Below are 17,870 nucleotides of genomic sequence, written 5' to 3'. Positions count from 1 at the left end.
ATCATGAAATATCAAGGTTGTTTATTAGCAGTCAGGGACATTTCCGTCTCTAAAAACTTCTATGAAAAGGTACTTCATCAAAACGCCATAATGGATATTGGCGTACATGTAACCTATGAAGGTTTTTCGCTGCAGCAAGGGTATGCCGAACTCGTTGGTATCGATACCGAAAGCGTGAAAGAAAGATCTCACAACTTTCAAGTCTATTTTGAAGTGGAAGACTTAGACAAAGTGTACGCCGAGACGAGAGACATCCCCGGCCTGCAGTGGGTCCATGAGATTAAAGAATACCCGTGGGGACAGCGCAACATCCGGATCTATGATCCGGACCTGCACATCGTGGAGATTGCAGAGGACATGAATACAGTTTTCAAACGCTTTTTCAGCCAGGGAATGTCTGCAGAAGAAATTGCCGAGCGGACCATGTTCCCTCTTGAGGCCGTAAAACAGTATGCTCTTTGTGATGCGGTATAACGCAAGGGGCTAGGAAACCAGCCTGGCAAATATAAGCCGCAGGTCATCTCGCCGGTAAGATCGGATTTTAGCCGCCTTACCGCAGGATGCCTACGGCCTATTTTCTTAATAGACTCTCTATCAGCTATCAGACTGTAAACTTTTGTTAATTGCTCCCGATATCAGAGAATCAAGATTTATATCAATGCTTTCTATATGCCCCAATCCCCAGTGCTCCAGGACCGGTATGACACCCAATGCTGAGCATCAGCGGACTGTGAGTAATCTCCTCTCCCGGAAACTCCTCCTGCATCTGAGCGATCCAATGTTGCAGTACTTCCGGCTCCATAGCCGTATTAGCAATTCCAAACATTAGCTGATGGCTGTCGTGCAGTCCTTTCAACCTGGTAGATACATCGTTATGTAACGCCTTGCACATGGTGCGAAATGCCGTCTTCATGCCCCTTACCTTTGCATATGCATCCAATTTGTCCCCCTGGATAGTAAGCACCGGTTTGATATTGAGCACGCTTCCGATCGCTGCTCCCGCTGCCGTTACTCTTCCGCCCTTTTTCAGATATTCCAAGGTATCCACGGCAATATAAATCGTTGCATCCATGGCTTCGGCCTCTAAAATCTCTTTAATCTGTATCCCGCTCATCCCCTGCTCTGCCATACACATCGCATCTTTCACTGACTGAATCTGTGTAATAGAAATCCGGCGGTTATTCACAACATGTACCCGGCCTTCAAATTCCTGTGCGAATATACTTGCACTCTGGCAGGAATTACTAAGGCCGCTGGACATCGGAATATAGACAATCTCCTCATGTTCTTTCAGAAGCTGGTACCACATCTCCATCACTTCTCCGGGCGCGGGCTGGGAGGATGTCACAGACGCGCCCTTCGCCTGGAGATCGTAAAATGTGTCCGCTGTAATATCCACCCCCTCCAGATATGTCTTTCCGTCAATCTGGATGGGCATCGGAACAACCGTAATTCCCATCTCCCTACCCTCTTCTGGCAGAATTCCGCAATTGCTGTCTGTCATAATTGCAATATCCGGCATAATCTTCATCCTTTCAAATCTTTTCACAACTATAAGCCAGCCCATACACCAAATCAAGATATCTGTTGCATTACCTAAATTACTGTGCACACCCGCAGGGTGAACAGTAACAGCGAGTAACAGATACACTGATATACGGTAAGCTGACACGTTGACCATTATTTTAACACGTGTTAAAATTATAGCAAATGCGGAATTTGATAACAACTTACAGTATTTTATTTTTGTTAGTTATTTATACAGATCGGAGAAATTGTAAATTATTATGGAAGACAGACGAATCAGAAAAACCAAAAAGAATCTGAAAACCACCCTTATTTCCATGCTGTCAGACATGCCCTTTGAGCAGGTGTCCATCACAGAGCTGTGCAGCCGGGCGGACACAAGCCGGATCACCTTTTATACCCACTACAGCGATAAGTACGCCCTGGTTGACGATATTTTCCAGGATATGATCCGGGAGGGAACCGCTGTTTATGAAGAAATGCAGGCGGCCAACAACCCTTCAGCCAGTCCGGTCATCAGCTACTGCAATGTATTGGACAGCATTATGAAGCTATACTACAAGAACCATAACTTTTTCCGCCATACCATCCCGGATGAGAACCCCTATCTGGCATTTGCCTTTTACAACTATGTACTGGAAACCGTAGAAACGCACACAAATAAAGAAAGCCGGGTCCTCAGCCTCCGGTATTCCCCGAAGAAAATCGCAGGATTCTTATGCTATGGCATTGTAGGTTTTATTAACGAAGGGCATGCGGAAAATATCTCCAGGGAGAAAAATATTGAAGAAGCCCGGGAACTGCTTACCCGAATTCTGGAATCCGATATTTTGACCACCGATTCAATCTAAACCGGAAGCCCACTTTTATTTCACTTTAAACCGATCAGGTCAGAACGGCCGTTTCCGGATTCCCGGTTAGATTTTACATCCTCTTCTCCGCCACCTTAAACAAAGCATTTATCCCCACAGCCAGCCCCGCGGAAAGAATACTGCCTATGACGATCTTATAGACATTCAACGTCCGCAGCCCGTCAAACAGTATGGTGCCAAGGCCGCCCGCATTGATCATTGCGGCAATCGTAGCAATACCAATCGTGGAAACCACTGCCAGCTGAATCCCGGTAAAAAGCGCCCTTTTTGCCAGCGGGATCCGGATCTGACACAGCACCTGCATACGCCGCATTCCCAGACCCTCAGCGGCTTCAACCACAGCCGGTTCGACACCGTAAAGTCCGGAAATAAAGTTCCGCAGAAGCAGATATTGGTTATACACTACAAGAACGATCACTGCCGTTGTCTTTCCCAGTCCTGTAACCGGGATCAAAAATGCAAACATGGCGAGGCTCGGCACGGAATACAGTACGGAAAAGATGTGAACCAGAATCTCACCGGTTTTTTTTGAGTATATGGCAAGTATCGTCAGCGCAGAGGCAATAAGCAGGGAAAACAGCAGCGTGACCGCAGTAATCTGCAGGTGTTCCAGTAAAGCCTCCAAAAGATCATCATAATGTCTGGCCAGATACACCGTCAATTTGCTCATATGTATCCCTCCCACATTTTCTCCTGCTCCTTTGCGGATCGGATCAGTGCTGCAGTGAAATCGTCAGCAGGGTTCGCGATGATGTTTTGAGGCTGATCGAACTGGCTGATTTTACCTTCGTTCATAATCATGACTCTTGTTCCCAGTTTAAACGCTTCATGGATATCGTGGGTTACCAGCAGAAAGGTCTTGCCCAGTCCCCGGTGCAGGCCAAGCAGTTCTTCCTGCAGGCCGGTGCGCGTAATGGCATCAACGGCGCCGAAGGGCTCGTCCAGCAGCATGACCTCCGGCTCCACTGCCAGCGCCCTCGCCAGCCCGACCCTCTGCTGCTGCCCGCCGGACAGCTGGGAGGGGTAGCGTCCCTGGAACTCATCCGGGTCCAGCTTAACAAGCTCCAGAAGTTCCCTGACACGTTTTTGTATCCGCTCCTTATCCCACTTTAAAAGTTTCGGAACAGTCGCAACATTATCTGCTATTGTCATATGAGGAAACAGCCCCGTCTGCTGTATGACATACCCAATTCCACGCCTCAGCTGAACAACATCTATTTCTGCCGTATTTTCACCAAACAGATAGATGTTTCCTTCATCCGGCTCATACAGCCGGTTAATCATTTTCAGCAATGTTGTCTTACCGCACCCGGATGACCCCAGGATGGTCACAAATTCCCCTTCCACCACGGAAAAGGACAGTTGATCCACCGCATAATAACTGGTTCCTGGAAACTGTTTACTTACATTACTGAAGGTGATTGCTGCTGACATAACTGTTGCCCCTTTCTGGCTGACTTATTTAATAGATTCATAATACTCCAGTGCCACATCCTCGATCTCTTCTTTGTCCATATCTACCCTGGCATTCAATGCTGTCAGAGATTCTGTATCCATTGCCGCACTGATTTTGTTCAGGACATCCGCAATATCCGGATGTGCCTCCAGCACGGAATCATGGATTACCGGCCCCAGATTATAAGGAGGCCATACATTTTTATCATCCTCCAGAAGTGTAAACTTTTCCTTATCTGCCAGCTGTCCCTCTGTCGTATACACAGGTGTTACGTCTGCCTCATCATTTGACAGAACTTCATACTTGAGGCCATTGTCATATACTTTGGAAGATTTCCAGTCCATCTTTCCATAGGCTTTTTCCAGCGCCGGAATTCCGTCCTCGCGTTCGTCAAATTCTCCCTGTGACGCAAAACGCAGCTCACTGGCATGCTTCTGCAGATCGGATATTGTCTTAATCCCCAGTTTTTCTGCAACCGAAGTACGGATTGCCAGCCCCTGTCCGTCATTGGCCTGAGAGTAGTCAAGCCAGGTAAGCTGAAACTGCTTCTCATACTCCTCCTTTACAGTGTCATACACTTCCTGAGGATCTGTGATCACATCCATGCCAAGTATTGAGAGAAGCGCAGTTCCGGTATATTCCGGATACATATCGATCTCATCATTGATCAGAGATGTATGGATAATAGATCCCGCAATGTCAAATATACGCTCCACCTCATACCCCGCATCTTCCAGTGCCAGGGAATATACCTCTGATACAATCATCCCTTCGGTGAAATCTTTCGATCCTACCCGGATTACCGCATCTTTTTTCTTTCCTTCGTCTCCTGCTTTTTTGTTCTCTTTGCTGCCGCAGGCTGCCAACGATGTCATCATCGCCAGGCACACTGCCGCGATTACTGCTTTTTTCACCTTCAATTTCATAATACTTTTCTCCCTTGTTTTTAAGATTTGTGTTTCTTTTGTCTGCCAGGCAGCCGCCATGGTATAAATATTTTCTCCAGCCCGCTGAAAATCATTCCTGCCGTCAGTGAAAGAAGCGCTACCGAAACGCCGCCAATCAGCAGCAGATCTGTCCTGTTCAGGCCCAATCCGGTAAAGATGATCCCGCCCAGCCCTCCGGCTCCGATTTTCGCTGCGATTGATGCACTGGCAACGATCTCAATGATTGCTGTCCTTGTGCCCGTCAGCATATAGGGTACGGCAAGCGGTACCTGCACCTTCCAGAATATCTGCCATTCCTTCATCCCCTGACCGGCTGCTGTCTCCAGCATAAATTCCGGCACCTCCTCAAAACCGTCCGCCGTATTCATGAGAATCGGGGGCACAGCCATCAGCACAAGCGCTGTCATCGCCGGTTTTATCCCTGTCCCCATGATTGGAATCAGAAGAATCAGTATAGCAAGGCTGGGGATAATACGCAGTATCTGAAATATCCCAACCAGCCACTTTTTACATTTTACATATCTGATACATAAATAACCGCATGGGATTCCTATGAGTGCGGCAGCCAGAAGCGCAAGGATGCTGATACTGATGTGCTGCCACAGACAGATCAGATATTCATCCAGACGGCTGGTAAAATATGCTTGTATGTTCATCCATAATTCGGACATCTTGTTGTTCTTCCTGCCTTTCTTTTCTTCCTGTATGTTGCCTGTACATCCTGCGCCCATGAAGTTCTACGCTATCCATGAATCCTTTCGCTATCTGTGAAGCTTCTTCACCGCATCCGCTGGGCACGTCTCCATGCACGCCCCGCAGTGCAGGCAGTGCACCGGATCGATCCGATACGGGCTTCCTTCTGTGATGCAGTTCTGGGGACAGACATATGTACATGCACCGCAGCCAATACACGTCTCCTCTATGAAAAATCCCGCTTTCTCCACCTCTCTCCCATAGGCAAAAGATTCTCTGCTGACCGGGTGGTGAAGAAGGTCAAACCATTCTCCGCATCCCTCATAGATCAGAAAAACATCCAATATATTTCTCGTATCCCCCGGATATACCTCGTTCATTCCCGGATTATCCTCAAACACCTTAGGGAGCCATGCCTTATCTGCCAGCTTCACTTTGCCCGTAAACTTCAGAGACTGGCAGTCCGGACACATCGCGCTCAGCGCAATCTCTCCGCTTTGGATCAGCTGTTCGTAAAAAGGTTTCCCTTTGGATGTTACAATATACATTCCCTCATCTGACGCTATCATAATATTGATAATCCGGCTGTGTGGATGTCGTTCTTTATCAACGGTTGCAGCTGACGCAACCTTTACTTCCCGGAACATATCGACGTACTTTCGCGCTTTTTCATTCATGCTTTTCCCATCCCTTTCCAAATATGACAACCCTCGTTTCTTTATACAGTCATAATAAGCGGTTGGAGTCACAATGTAAAGTACGCACCTCAAAGTTCTTTAGTATTAAAATGATACTAAGTTACATTTTTGTCAGTACTTGCTTTTCCTCATCTTAACAGTATATAATAAATACTAAGAAGGACGTATCTGTTCGTGATACCGAACAATATAGAGGATATTCAATACTGTACACCTATTCACAAACTGGGGAAAGTAAATTTTGCATATATTTTTTTATTCAAGTACGCCTTGACGTACATGAGGCGGACGCGCGTCATACTCTGCATCATGATTTTCTTTCGGGATAAAGCCATGTTGATATCACTACTATTTTAACCTATTTTATAATAGAAGGAAAACATATTTATTAAATATTTTTTTAATAGGAGGTCCTGCTATGGATGCTGAAAAGAAACTTCCGGAATGCCCTGTGGAAATAACCCTGCAGCTGATCGGAGATAAATGGAAAGTGCTGATTATAAGAGATCTGCTGGAAGGAACCAAACGTTTTAATGAGCTGATGCGCTCCGTGGAAGGAATTACCCAGAAGGTACTCACAAGCCATCTCCGCGCCATGGAGGCCGCAGGCCTTGTGAACAGGAAGGTGTACCCCGAGGTGCCGCCCAAGGTGGAATATTCCCTTACCGAGACGGGTCTGAGTTTAAAGCCGGTTCTGGATGCTATGGTCGCATGGGGAACGGATTATAAAAAAACACTGTAAATCAAAACAGCTCAATTCATTAAGACAGCAGGCGGCTCCTGGTAAGAGCCGCCTGCTGCTTTTTTCCTTGTATCATGTTACGACCAACTTGAAATCTATATGTTAGTCAATCGATATTTCAAAATCATACTTCGCGTCCGGATTGGTTACTTTGGATACACTCTTCCAGTCTACCGGAGCGTCACCAGACATGAATTTTTCTTCAAACTGTGCAATGTTTTCCTGTGAAACTGCCGGCAGTTCCAACTGAACTTTTTTCTCTCCGTTGTATGTATTGCCGTTCACAACATCGAAAGCTACCACAGCACCGAATGCTGCCTGGAGATAATGGCCTCCGGTAGAGAACCACAGTTCCCCTGCCTGCATGGATTCGATTGCGGGATTTAAGAGGTCCATACCTCCTACTTTGACATCATCTATCTTGCCTTCTTCCTTGAGCACATTTACGGTAGCCAGAGCCAGGGAATCGTTGTAGCACCATACGCCTTCCACCTCCGGATGTGACTGGTAGAGATTGCGGAATGCCTTATCTCCGTCATCCCAATTCTCACCTGCATATTCAAACTGAAGCAGTTCAACGTCAGGATTCTCTTCCAGTGCTTTATCCAGTCCTTCTTTTCTGCCCTCAGCAACAGAAGTTCCCTGAAATCCGCCGATTCCCAGAAGTTTCTTGCTGCCGCCATTAATCAGTGACATTGCAATCTGATATCCGGCCTCTTTATCATCCGGCCCGATAAAGCATACATAGTCTTCTCCTGCCTTCAGATCGTCTCCCGGCCAGCGGTCAATAATAACAAGCGGAATGCCTTTTTCTTTGCATGCTGCGGAGATCCCCGCGCATACGGAAGCATCCTGAGGCCCCAGAACCAGAGCGTCGATACCGCCTGAAATCATGCTGTCCACATCTTTGATCTGTTCTGACTGATCGTTGTTGCAGTCGTCTGCCGTAACATTAAAGCCGAGTTCGTCTGCTGCCTGTTTCACATAAGTTAATGCATTTCCCCAAAACTCATTGTTGGCCGTTGGATAAGAATAGCCGATTGTTATTTTTTCTTTACTTTCTGTCTTCTCTGCTGTATCCGTGGTTTCCTCTTTTTTCGTCTCCCCTTCTGCCTTCTTATCCGTACCGCATGCTGCCAGCCCAAAAATCATACATCCTGTTAACAGTATTGCAATTACCTTTTTCATATTTTTTCCTCCCGATTCTCGGTTTACATTACACAAATGTCTTCCAACTACTTGATGACCGGTGCATCATAGTGAGGCACAATATATTCCTCCGTAAGCGGCAGATCCACCCATGCATTCGTCTCCATGGACTTATAAGCCCCGACAAGCACATCCGTGACAATTGCGCTGTCCTCCGGTGTCAATGACGGCGGCACATCCTTTTCTATGCAGTCAAGGAAGTGCTCAAGCATGGATTTGTAAGCCCACCCCCGCTTCGGATAAATCGGCACCCAGCGCTTTGGAACGTTTCCGTCAGGCTGCATAATATCTTCTGACCAGAATAACTGCGGATAGCGATACTCTTTCACAATCTCCGGAAGCTCACTCTGCTTAAAGTCTTTGCTTGTATAGACTGCAAGGGGAGCCGTCTGATATGGATTGGTTGCCTCAGACCCCGTAAAAATGGTTCCCTCGGTTCCATATACTTCAGAAATATTGGATACACATGGTGAATACCTGTCACCGCTGATCACGCCGGTTGCTCCGTTTTCAAATTCGATGGTAATCCAGAAGGAGTCGTCCAGCTGTGTGTACTCTTCCGGGGTTCCCAGTCTTTTTATAATACCCATTACGCGTTTCGGCCTGCTTCCCATCAGGAACATCAGAAGGTCGGCTCTGTGTGCCCCCAGATCGAATAAAGCGCCGGCTCCTGCCAGCTTCGGGTCGGAACGGAACGGAGTGTAAGACAGCTGTTCGTGATAAAGGTTCCAGCCCTCATGCAGTGAAGAACGGCCCATCATCGGTTTCCCGATAAAGCCCTCGTCCATCAGCTGTCTGGCAATCCTGTTCTGCTCCCAGAAGCGCTGATTCGTACCCGCCATAAGAAAGACGCCTTCTTTTTTGGATACTTCCACCATCTTCCACGCCTCATTGTGTGTGCAGGCAAACGGCTTCTCAACAATGACATGTTTCTTCGCTCTCATGGCGTCAATCGCCTGCTGTGCATGGAAGCGGTTCGGCGTACCTACGATTACAACTTCTACATTCTTGTCTTCGAGCATCTGGCCATAATCAGTATAAGTTTTTTCAGGTTCCCACTTCTTTGCCATTGATTCCAGTATCCCGGTATTCGTGTCGCACAGTGCTGCCAGCTTTGCATTTGGAAGTGCCGCAATTGACGGGCAGTGTCCAATCTCAGCGATGGAACCGGCTCCTACAATACCAACTCCAATTTGTCTCATAATTGTTACCTCCTTATTTGTAATATGGCAGTTAAAGTTCAAGTTAACGTTGTATGTTTTGCTTAAAAAAAAGAGTAATCCCTCCGGATGCTTGTCAACTTTTCCCTTAACCTTAAGCTTAGCTCCATTATACTGTTATTTTTATCCAAATTCCCATAAAATCGATCCATATATTAGCACAATATGCCCAATTTCGTTCAGTATCCGCTGTTGTCTGCGTCCTCCTTTTTTTTCCGAAGCTCCCTGGGCGTAATCCCATAAGTCTTTTTAAAAATTCTGGTGAAATAACTGCTGTTATCAAAGCCTGCGGCAACTGCTATATGTAGAATGGAATCCTCCGTTGTCTCCAGTTCAAACCTTGCCTGACAGAGGCGGTACTGGTTAAGATATTCTACCGGCGATATCTGCATTCCCATTTGAAAACAGCGTATCGCCTCGCTTTTACTGATATTTGCAGCCTGGGCAATGTCTTCAAGATATAGCTTTTGTGAATAATTTGCTTCTATGTATCTCATCATTTTACGCAGACGGGACTGGGATCTCAGTGAAATTCCCAGCTTCTCCATTTTTACCAGTTCCTCCCGGTGTCCGCAGAACAGCAGCCATAGGTTACAGACTCTGATGTGCATATCCAGCTCGCAAAACGATGCATGGCTGCATATTTCAAAGATTTCCTCCAGCTTCTTAAGTATTTTCTCCTGCCAGGCCGAAGCATCCCGAAGAACAATATGGGAACATTCGGATTCGATAAAATCCCTGATGCAGTTTTCATATATGACCGACGTTTCCGCCGCAATCAGATCCGAGGAAAATAAGATATTGGCAATGGCCCCGTCCTTACAGTTTTCTATACTGTGAACTACCCTTGCATTGATGAATAACCCTTCCCCCGCTTCCAGCTGGATCTGCTGATTTCCGATCAGGCAGAAGACCGAACCATACATGACTTTTACAAATTCAAATTCCCGGTGCCAGTGCCATTCTATCTTTTCTTCATCAAACTGCTGCATTTCCTCCCGATTGTACTGGAAAGGAAATTTTTCCGTCCCGTGTGCTCTCAGCTCCTTCAGAGTCTCGTCGGTTACTATTTTTGTAATCTGCACAAATCTCAGCCCCTTAATTCGGTATACCTCTCCAGAAAAGGCTTGAGCCTTTCTGCCATTACATCCACGCCTCCCTCTCTGTCGGCCTCGAAATTCAGCGGGAGGATCGGGTCATGAAGCGACATCCTGATCAGCATCCATCCCTTCACTTCATCATCCTGGAAATTGATGCGTATGCCCTCGTAGTTCGGTTCTGCAATGTGGAATTTCTCTTCCTGCTCCGCAAAAATACGGAAGTCCTCCAGAATCTTTCTTCCATATTCTTTATAATCCGGAGCCAGTATCCGCAGACGCACTTCCCTGCTCTCCGCCGGTTTTTTAAGCTCCGCCGTCAGATCCTCCAGTCTCCGTCCCTCCCGCAGGCAGACGGCCAGACGGCTGATGATAACCACGCTCATATAAGCCCCGTCATCCAGAAAGTAATTTTCCTTAACCGCACCGTGCCCGGAAGTCTCGATTGCAAGATGGGTTTCTATCCCCTCCTGGTTTAAACGTATGGCTTCATTGATTACGTTCTTATATCCCCGCTTGAATCTGTGATGTTTCATTTTCAGCCGGTTCTCCAGGAATTCCGTCAGACAGTCTGAGGTTACGGAATCCGTCACCACCGTTGTATGGGGGTATTTCTCAGACAGTGCTGCGGCCATAAGAGCAATGACCCCGTCTTTATTTACTTCTTCTCCATCCGCAAATACGAAGGCTGCCCGATCTCCGTCTGTGTCAAATATAACGCCAAGGTCCGCTTTTGCAGCCAGCACCGCTCTCTTTAACACTTCCATGGCCTTTTCATTTTCCGGATTGGGCACATGTACCGGAAAAGTCCCGTCAGGATTCATGCAGATGCTGCCCCTTGTCGAGGCTCCCAGCGGTTCCAGTACGTTTTTAAAATAACCACTCACCCCGTTGGATGCGTCGATCACAATATGCAGGCCTTCCAGCGGGTGATCATAATCGCCGGCATTTACTTCCTTACAAATAAGATTTCTCAGATATTCCGTATATGCGCCTGTCAGATCCGCGTCCTCTGCTCTGTGATATTCCGTCTCATAATTCATTCTCGATATGAGCGCCGCCCGCTCCAGCACAGCCTTGATATCACTGCTTTCCAGCCCCCCGTCTCTGGTAAAGAATTTAAGGCCGTTCCGGTTGGGCGGCAGATGGCTCGCCGTGATCATAACGGCCCCGTCATACTCAAACCCTTCCAATACCGTAGACATAAACATGGAGGGGGTAGAGGTCAGCCCGCAGTCATATACACGGCATCCTCTTCGTCCCAGCCCGTTGATGACCCCTCTTTTTAATTCCTGCGCAGACAGCCTGGAATCATGCCCCACACCAACTCTCAGGACTCCGTCCTCTTTCTTATCCATCAGATATTCGGCAAATGCCATGGCAATATCGCGCACGATATTCTCGGTCAGGTTCACCTCCTCTCCCACAGCGCTTTCCAACGCAACTCCACGTACATCGCTTCCATTCTGCAGCTTTAAATAAGCCTCTTTCCATGTCTCCATTTTTTCGAACCCTACCTTTCATAAAATTCTATTTTTATCCCCATGGGATCCCAGCAAAAACCGTACTTCTTTCCGGTTAACCGATCTATTTTTACTTCCGTTACAGGCACTCCGTTTTCCGACATCTTCTCCAGCATCAGTTCCACATCTTCCGTCAGAAAAGAAAGATGGTTGAATCCCGGTACAGGTAAATCTGCATCTGTCTGCCCGTCTGTGCCTGCAGATCCTTCTTTTATAAACAGTTCGGCAATATACCTTCCACCGCTGTACAGTTCCAGCTTTCTTGCATTTTTATTACTGGAAAACGACTCTCTGTACAGGTCAAATCCCATATAATCTACGTAAAACCTTACCGCTTCCTCATAGTCCGGCGCAAGCAGGCATATATGGTGAAATTCCAGTGCAGTCTTTCTATTCTTCTCAGAGCTTCCAGACTCTGGTTGGCAGTCTTTCCCACGCGTCATTTGTTCTTCCATGCGATCCTCCTGTAAAATAGAGTGGACAAGCCCACTTCAACGTTCCCCCCCCCACTCATAAGGGGCCTGCACACTTTGGCGCCGCCGCGATGCCGCCTTGCGGCTATATCCCCCATTACAGGGTGTGCATCCCCCGGAGGGTTTTATATAATAGGAAAGTGCCAGGCACTTTCCTATTATATAAAACAACTCTCCGGCCCTTACAAAGCCGGAGAGTTGTTATCCCGGATACCGCGTATCCGAATCAGGCTTTTCCTGATGAGCCTAACACACACTGTATTTTATGTTTTACAAGTTCCTTTACGTTGTCCCTGCCCGGACGCAGATACTGCCTGGGGTCAAAATGGGACGGGTTCTCCATGATGTCTTTCCTTACTGCCGCTGTCATAGCCAGGCGTACATCGGAATCTATGTTGATTTTACATACCGCCGATTTCGCTGCCTGCCTGAGCATCTCCTCGGGTATTCCGATGGCGTCATCCAATACTCCATGGTATCTGCGTATCATATCTACATATTCCTGGTTTACGGATGAAGAGCCATGCAGCACGATGGGGTAATCCGGAAGCCGTTTTTCAATCTCTGCCAGGATATCAAACCGAAGCTGTGGTTTTTGTCCCGGCTTAAACTTAAAAGCCCCGTGGCTTGTTCCGATTGCAATCGCCAGAGAATCGACACCGGTCCTGGACACAAATTCTTCTACTTCATCGGGATTTGTGTAAGATGCGTCTTCTGCCTTTACATTCACATCGTCCTCTATCCCTGCCAGCTTTCCCAGCTCGCCCTCTACAACAACGCCCTTACTGTGTGCATATTCCACGACCTTTTTAGTCAGCGCTATATTATCCTCGAAACTGTGTTTTGATCCGTCAATCATAACGGAGGTAAATCCCCCGTCAATACAGGATTTACATATCTCAAAATCCTCCCCGTGATCCAGATGAAGCGCAATCGGGATGTCCACATCCAGTACCGCGGCTTCCACCAGCTTCATAAGGTAAATATGCTTTGCATATTTCCTTGCCCCAGCCGATACCTGCAGAATAACCGGTGACTGTTCCTCCTGGGCTGCCTCTGTAATGCCCTGTATAATCTCCATGTTATTCACATTAAATGCCCCGACTGCATAGCCGCCGGCATATGCCTTTTTGAACATTTCCGCTGTTGTTACCAATGCCATGATGCTTCCTCCTTCTACTGTTTCCTTTCAATCTCCGCTATTTTATCAATCCGCGTTTGATGCCTTCCGCCTTCAAATTCCGTGTTCAGAAACAGGTCGGTCATCATGAGCGCAAGTCCCGCGCCCACAACACGGCCCCCCATACAGAGGATGTTGGCGTCATTGTGCTGTCTTGTCAGCTTTGCACTGAAGCAGTCAGAGCAGCAGGCTGCGCGGATTCCCTTTACCTTGTTGGCTGCTATGGAGATTCCGATCCCTGTACCGCAGCACAGAATTCCCTTCCCGCATTCTCCTGCCGCTACCGCTTTTGCCAGCGGATACGCAATATCCGCGTAATCCACGGCCTGGGGGCTGAAGCTTCCAAAATCCCGGACCTCGATGCCCTGCTCCGCCAGATATGCTTTGATTTCTTCTTTTAGTGCAAAACCGCCATGGTCACTGCCTAAAGCTATCATTTTTTCTTCCTCCAGTCTCTCACTATCTGACGATCATATTCGGTTTTCTCTCGGTCGATACCGCAACAGCAAAGATTACAACCAGACCCTTGATCAGCAGCTGTACTTCTGACGGCATTCCCCAGAGTACCAGGCCATTGGCGAGTATCCCGATCGTCAATACACCGATCAGTGTGCCTCTTACCCCGCCGACACCTCCGGTCTGTGATGTGCCGCCGAGTACGACTGCCGTGATGACATCCAGCTCATAACCAACTCCAACAGAGGGAGAGCCGGAACCAATACGTGCCGCCATTACAATACCACCGAGCGCTGTCAGAACTCCTGCAAATAAAAATACCAGTACCTTCTGTTTCTTTACATTAATTCCACTTAATCTGGCTACATTTTCTTCCCCGCCTACCAGTCTGGTGTAGCGCCCGAAAAGCGTGAAACGTTCGATCAGAAATACAACTGCAAACGCTGCAATTGCAATAATCAGTATCCAGGGCCTCAGGCCAAATACCTGCTTGATGGCCCCATTGTAATCCACCATTGTGATGGAACCGCCGCTGATCATCGTAACAAGCGCCCTGGCAATGGAGAGCATACCCAGAGTTACAATGAATGTGGGGACCTTCAGCTGCACGTGTATCACACCCATGAAGAGATAGCACACAAGTGACACTGCTATCGTAGCAAGAAGTGCCGCAATCAGGCTGTTTGTCGACAGGTAGATCTTCGCCACAATAACACCGCAGAGACTGATCATGGAACCTACGGAAAGGTCGATGCTTCCCATCAGGATAATAAATGTTCCGCCCAGCGCACAGATCAACAGGTCTGTGGAGGAGGTCAATACGCTCAAAAGATTGTTGATTTTCAAAAACTTGCCGGCTGTCGTAAATGAAAAGAGAATAAATAAAATCACAAACGCTGCCAAGGAAATATTCTTTTTAATAAAGCTAACTACTACATTTTTATTTTCCATTTTTCAATATTCCTTTCTTTATAGGATCAGACCATCTGTACTGCCAGCCGTTCTTCTGTAAAAGTATCTCTCGAGAATTCTCCGGACACTTTCCCCCGCCTGAAACAGTACACCCGGTCACTCATTCCGATCAGCTCCGGAAGCTCATCCGATATCAGCAGGATTCCCTTGCCCTGATTCTTCAGATCCTCCAGGATTTTATATATCTCATACTTAGCGCCCACATCAACACCTCTTGTCGGCGAGTTCACGATCAGAAACTCCGATTCATTTACAACCCACTTGGAAATAGCTACCTTCTGCCTGTTGCCTCCGCTCAGGTCAGATACGGGTGTCGCCTCCGACGGCGTCTTGATCAGGAATCTCTTTATAGAGTCTACCGCAATCTTTTTTTCTTTTTTATGGTTGATAATCGCGCGCCTGCTGACATTTTTCATGTTGCCAGAAGAAATATTCATAGTAGAATCGTATATCAGAAACAGGCCTTCTTTATCCCGGTCCTTTGGTATATAGCCAATGCCATTTCTCATCGCTTCCAGAGGAGAATTGATTTTCACCGGCTGGCCCTTAAAAAGAATCACGCCCCTGTCCACCTGGTCGTATCCAAACAGTGCCTTGCCAAAGCTTTCCGAACCGCATCCGCCGATGCCCGCGATCCCTACGATCTCTCCGGCATGGATCTGTATACTGATATCTTCAAATTCACCCGTTCTCGTCAATTCCTTAGTCTCCAGCATGACGTCCCCTATAGAACTGCTGTCATCGCTTCTGTAAACCGCATCCGAGACGTCACGGCCAACCATATTCTGTATAATCATGTCCGGAGAGACCGTTTCGTTGACCTCCATCTTTGTGATCAGTTTCCCGTCCCTCAGAATGCTGACCCTGTCGCAGAGGTCATACACTTCTTCTATAAAATGGGATATGTATATAATCGCGCATCCTTTGTCCCGCTGCTCCCGAAGCAGCTGATACAGATTTTCTACGGAACTTTTGGAAATGGCTGCCGAAGTCTCATCCACAAGCAGTACCTTTGGATTCGTTGACAGTGCACGGGCGATCTCAACTTGTTTTGTCTCCTCAAATCCCAGATCCGATAATAAATCCGTAGGCTTAATGTGGTCATATTTAAATCTGTGCAGGATCTCTCCTGCGGCTGCAAACTGTTTTTTCCAGTCGATCAGGCCGGCTTTATTTGTAAACCTTTTATCCTGTCCCAAAAATATATTTTCGGCAACCGTCAGGTTATTGGCAAAATTGGGCTGCTGCATTATGATTGCTACGCCTGCCTCTTCCGCATCATGTACGTTTCTTGGCTTGTATGGTTTTCCAAAAAGCTCCATCTCACCGTCCGTCTTATCATATATCCCCATCAGGATCTGAAAGGTCGTTGATTTGCCTGCGCCATTCTCACCTACCAGACCGTGAATCTCGCCCTCTTTGATCTCAATCGCATCATCAGCGCCCCAATCCAGTGCCTTTGTCCCTGGGAAATACTTCTTGAGCCCGCGCAGAACAACCGCATTTCTTTTTTCAGCCAATGTTTTTCCTCCTTCCATTTTAGAAATATCGTCCTCCGGCCCAATACCGGAGGAGAAATGATCCGCTGTTACTCGAGTATCAGATTGAAGTTATATTCTGCATCGGGATCCTCTGCCCTGCTGGCTCCTGCCCAGTCATAGGACTGTTCTTTATCAAGAAATTGTTCTTTAAAGTCTCCCACATTGTTCTGATCCACACACAGCAGGCTCATCTGGACCTTGGCCGGGCCGTTATACTCCACGCCCTTCGCAACATCATAGGCTACAACTGCACCAAATCCAGCTTCCATATAATGTCCGCCTGTTGAGAACCAAAGCTCTTTGGCTTCCATGGACTCCACCGAATTGCTGAGCAGATCCATGCCGCCGACTTTGACCGTATCCAGCTTTCCTTCTTCTTTCAGTATGTTTACGGACGCGAGAGCCATGGAATCGTTAAAGCACCATACTCCGTCCACTTCCGGGTGTGCCTGATACAGGTTCCGGAACGCTTTATCTCCGTCATCCCATGTGTCACCTGCATATTCATACTGTAAAAGTTTCACGTCCGGGTTCTCTTTCAGCGCCTTGTCAAGTCCGGCTTTCCTGCCTTCACCAACGGATGTTCCCTGAACACCGCCAACGCCGAGTAGGTTTTTGCATCCGGAGTCAATTAGTGACATTGCGATGTCATATCCGGCCTGTTCGTCATCCGGCCCGATAAAGCATACATAATCTTCGCCGGCCTTCAGGTCGTCTCCCGGCCATCTGTCTATGATGACTACCGGGATATCCGCCGCTTTGCATGCTGCTGTGATCCCTGCACATACAGAGGCGTCCTGGGGCGCCAAAACAAGAGCATCGATACCGGAAGATATCATACTGTCGACATCCGATACCTGTTCCGCCTGATCATAATTACAATCATCTGCAATCAGCTTGAATCCCAGTGCTTCTGCAGCCTGCTTCGCAGAGTTTAAAGCATTGGTACCCCAGAATTCATTATTGGAACCAGGGAAAGAATATCCTATCGTGATCTCTGCATCTGATTTGCCACTTTCGTTATCTGCATTGTCTGCAGCAGATGTAGCTTTTTCTTTCTCACATCCCGCTAATCCGAACACCATGCAGCCTGCCAATACTAATGTTAAAACCTTTTTCATATTCATCATCTTATTTCCTCCTTCATGTCTGTTTCGCATCGATAAAGTTAACGTTAAAGTTTTCCTTTAAAAAAATATAACGTTTACTTTAACGTTAACTTGTTCTCTAACCTAAATTTTACGCGCAAAGTCGAAAAAAGTCA

19 protein-coding genes are annotated in these 17,870 nt (G+C 47.3%); 3 read left to right on the top strand and 16 right to left on the bottom strand.

What is annotated here, in order from left to right:
• Positions 1-3 precede the first annotated feature (3 nt).
• Positions 4-474 carry a VOC family protein gene (locus MWG26_RS05060; RefSeq protein WP_025654977.1) on the top strand — a complete coding sequence of 157 codons (471 nt, stop codon included), beginning with the start codon at positions 4-6 and terminating at the stop codon, positions 472-474.
• A gap of 181 nt (positions 475-655) precedes the next feature.
• On the opposite strand, the gene MWG26_RS05055 is transcribed toward MWG26_RS05060, so the two are convergent.
• Positions 656-1,522: a DegV family protein gene (locus tag MWG26_RS05055; protein WP_025654976.1), complete on the bottom strand. Its 867-nt coding sequence runs from the start codon at positions 1,520-1,522 to the stop codon at positions 656-658.
• Between the two features lie 265 nt (positions 1,523-1,787).
• Between MWG26_RS05055 and MWG26_RS05050 the strand changes: the two genes are divergently transcribed.
• On the top strand, positions 1,788-2,378 hold the full coding sequence (locus MWG26_RS05050) for a TetR family transcriptional regulator (RefSeq protein WP_117441325.1): 591 nt from the start codon (positions 1,788-1,790) through the stop codon (positions 2,376-2,378).
• Between the two features lie 73 nt (positions 2,379-2,451).
• Here MWG26_RS05050 and MWG26_RS05045 read toward each other — a convergent pair whose 3' ends face one another.
• The 5 genes from MWG26_RS05045 to MWG26_RS05025 all read right to left on the bottom strand — a co-directional run bounded on the left by MWG26_RS05045 (position 2,452) and on the right by MWG26_RS05025 (position 6,172).
• Positions 2,452-3,069, bottom strand: a complete 618-nt coding sequence (locus tag MWG26_RS05045) for an ABC transporter permease (protein WP_025654974.1) — start codon at positions 3,067-3,069, stop codon at positions 2,452-2,454.
• Positions 3,066-3,833 carry an ABC transporter ATP-binding protein gene (locus MWG26_RS05040; RefSeq protein ID WP_025654973.1) on the bottom strand — a complete coding sequence of 256 codons (768 nt, stop codon included), beginning with the start codon at positions 3,831-3,833 and terminating at the stop codon, positions 3,066-3,068. The genes MWG26_RS05045 and MWG26_RS05040 overlap by 4 nt, the downstream gene beginning before the upstream one ends.
• 24 nt (positions 3,834-3,857) lie before the next feature.
• Positions 3,858-4,781, bottom strand: a complete 924-nt coding sequence (locus MWG26_RS05035; RefSeq protein WP_181969613.1) for a glycine betaine ABC transporter substrate-binding protein — start codon at positions 4,779-4,781, stop codon at positions 3,858-3,860.
• A gap of 20 nt (positions 4,782-4,801) precedes the next feature.
• Entirely contained in the window at positions 4,802-5,458 is a 657-nt protein-coding gene (locus MWG26_RS05030; protein WP_244062703.1) for an ABC transporter permease, read from the bottom strand.
• A 105-nt stretch (positions 5,459-5,563) separates the two neighbouring features.
• Complete coding sequence (locus tag MWG26_RS05025; RefSeq protein WP_025654970.1) at positions 5,564-6,172, bottom strand: 4Fe-4S binding protein; 609 nt, start codon at positions 6,170-6,172, stop codon at positions 5,564-5,566.
• 439 nt (positions 6,173-6,611) lie between these two features.
• Between MWG26_RS05025 and MWG26_RS05020 the strand changes: the two genes are divergently transcribed.
• Positions 6,612-6,935: a winged helix-turn-helix transcriptional regulator gene (locus MWG26_RS05020; RefSeq protein ID WP_025654969.1), complete on the top strand. Its 324-nt coding sequence runs from the start codon at positions 6,612-6,614 to the stop codon at positions 6,933-6,935.
• Between the two features lie 102 nt (positions 6,936-7,037).
• Here MWG26_RS05020 and MWG26_RS05015 read toward each other — a convergent pair whose 3' ends face one another.
• The 10 genes from MWG26_RS05015 to MWG26_RS04970 form a co-directional block, all read right to left on the bottom strand.
• Positions 7,038-8,123, bottom strand: a complete 1,086-nt coding sequence (locus MWG26_RS05015) for a substrate-binding domain-containing protein (RefSeq protein WP_025654968.1) — start codon at positions 8,121-8,123, stop codon at positions 7,038-7,040.
• Positions 8,124-8,170: 47 nt separating this feature from the next.
• On the bottom strand, positions 8,171-9,346 hold the full coding sequence (locus tag MWG26_RS05010) for a Gfo/Idh/MocA family protein (protein WP_025654967.1): 1,176 nt from the start codon (positions 9,344-9,346) through the stop codon (positions 8,171-8,173).
• Between the two features lie 197 nt (positions 9,347-9,543).
• Positions 9,544-10,449 carry an AraC family transcriptional regulator gene (locus tag MWG26_RS05005; RefSeq protein ID WP_025654966.1) on the bottom strand — a complete coding sequence of 302 codons (906 nt, stop codon included), beginning with the start codon at positions 10,447-10,449 and terminating at the stop codon, positions 9,544-9,546.
• Between the two features lie 5 nt (positions 10,450-10,454).
• Entirely contained in the window at positions 10,455-11,963 is a 1,509-nt protein-coding gene (locus MWG26_RS05000; protein ID WP_117441323.1) for a phosphohexomutase domain-containing protein, read from the bottom strand.
• 11 nt (positions 11,964-11,974) lie between these two features.
• Positions 11,975-12,439: a VOC family protein gene (locus tag MWG26_RS04995; protein ID WP_025654964.1), complete on the bottom strand. Its 465-nt coding sequence runs from the start codon at positions 12,437-12,439 to the stop codon at positions 11,975-11,977.
• Positions 12,440-12,683: 244 nt separating this feature from the next.
• Positions 12,684-13,619, bottom strand: coding sequence for a class II fructose-1,6-bisphosphate aldolase (gene fba / locus MWG26_RS04990; RefSeq protein ID WP_025654963.1), 936 nt, complete (start codon positions 13,617-13,619; stop codon positions 12,684-12,686).
• A gap of 14 nt (positions 13,620-13,633) precedes the next feature.
• Positions 13,634-14,074 (bottom strand): ribose 5-phosphate isomerase B, encoded by a 441-nt coding sequence (gene rpiB / locus MWG26_RS04985; RefSeq protein WP_025654962.1) that lies wholly within the window; start codon positions 14,072-14,074, stop codon positions 13,634-13,636.
• Between the two features lie 22 nt (positions 14,075-14,096).
• The gene (locus tag MWG26_RS04980; protein WP_025654961.1) at positions 14,097-15,044 is read right to left on the bottom strand and encodes an ABC transporter permease; all 948 of its coding nucleotides are present in this window, start codon (positions 15,042-15,044) and stop codon (positions 14,097-14,099) included.
• A 26-nt stretch (positions 15,045-15,070) separates the two neighbouring features.
• Positions 15,071-16,585 (bottom strand): sugar ABC transporter ATP-binding protein, encoded by a 1,515-nt coding sequence (locus MWG26_RS04975; protein WP_240285636.1) that lies wholly within the window; start codon positions 16,583-16,585, stop codon positions 15,071-15,073.
• A gap of 68 nt (positions 16,586-16,653) precedes the next feature.
• The gene (locus MWG26_RS04970) at positions 16,654-17,736 is read right to left on the bottom strand and encodes a substrate-binding domain-containing protein (protein WP_025654959.1); all 1,083 of its coding nucleotides are present in this window, start codon (positions 17,734-17,736) and stop codon (positions 16,654-16,656) included.
• Positions 17,737-17,870 lie beyond the last annotated feature (134 nt).

The sequence above is a fragment of the Faecalicatena contorta genome (assembly GCF_022835095.1).
GTDB lineage: Bacteria > Bacillota > Clostridia > Lachnospirales > Lachnospiraceae > Faecalicatena > Faecalicatena contorta.
Note: the sequence above shows the minus strand (reverse complement) of the source record. Positions and strands in the feature narration are given on the sequence as shown.

Bases quoted from the DNA above. Each gene is read 5' to 3' on its own strand.
- MWG26_RS05060 (WP_025654977.1), top strand. From the start codon at position 4: ATGAAATATCAAGGTTGTTTATTAGCAGTCAGGGACATTTCCGTCTCT.
- MWG26_RS05055 (WP_025654976.1), bottom strand. From the start codon at position 1,522: ATGCCGGATATTGCAATTATGACAGACAGCAATTGCGGAATTCTGCCA.
- MWG26_RS05050 (WP_117441325.1), top strand. From the start codon at position 1,788: ATGGAAGACAGACGAATCAGAAAAACCAAAAAGAATCTGAAAACCACC.
- MWG26_RS05045 (WP_025654974.1), bottom strand. From the start codon at position 3,069: ATGAGCAAATTGACGGTGTATCTGGCCAGACATTATGATGATCTTTTG.
- MWG26_RS05040 (WP_025654973.1), bottom strand. From the start codon at position 3,833: ATGTCAGCAGCAATCACCTTCAGTAATGTAAGTAAACAGTTTCCAGGA.
- MWG26_RS05035 (WP_181969613.1), bottom strand. From the start codon at position 4,781: ATGAAATTGAAGGTGAAAAAAGCAGTAATCGCGGCAGTGTGCCTGGCG.
- MWG26_RS05030 (WP_244062703.1), bottom strand. From the start codon at position 5,458: ATGAACATACAAGCATATTTTACCAGCCGTCTGGATGAATATCTGATC.
- MWG26_RS05025 (WP_025654970.1), bottom strand. From the start codon at position 6,172: ATGAATGAAAAAGCGCGAAAGTACGTCGATATGTTCCGGGAAGTAAAG.
- MWG26_RS05020 (WP_025654969.1), top strand. From the start codon at position 6,612: ATGGATGCTGAAAAGAAACTTCCGGAATGCCCTGTGGAAATAACCCTG.
- MWG26_RS05015 (WP_025654968.1), bottom strand. From the start codon at position 8,123: ATGAAAAAGGTAATTGCAATACTGTTAACAGGATGTATGATTTTTGGG.
- MWG26_RS05010 (WP_025654967.1), bottom strand. From the start codon at position 9,346: ATGAGACAAATTGGAGTTGGTATTGTAGGAGCCGGTTCCATCGCTGAG.
- MWG26_RS05000 (WP_117441323.1), bottom strand. From the start codon at position 11,963: ATGGAGACATGGAAAGAGGCTTATTTAAAGCTGCAGAATGGAAGCGAT.
- MWG26_RS04995 (WP_025654964.1), bottom strand. From the start codon at position 12,439: ATGGAAGAACAAATGACGCGTGGGAAAGACTGCCAACCAGAGTCTGGA.
- fba (WP_025654963.1), bottom strand. From the start codon at position 13,619: ATGGCATTGGTAACAACAGCGGAAATGTTCAAAAAGGCATATGCCGGC.
- rpiB (WP_025654962.1), bottom strand. From the start codon at position 14,074: ATGATAGCTTTAGGCAGTGACCATGGCGGTTTTGCACTAAAAGAAGAA.
- MWG26_RS04980 (WP_025654961.1), bottom strand. From the start codon at position 15,044: ATGGAAAATAAAAATGTAGTAGTTAGCTTTATTAAAAAGAATATTTCC.
- MWG26_RS04970 (WP_025654959.1), bottom strand. From the start codon at position 17,736: ATGATGAATATGAAAAAGGTTTTAACATTAGTATTGGCAGGCTGCATG.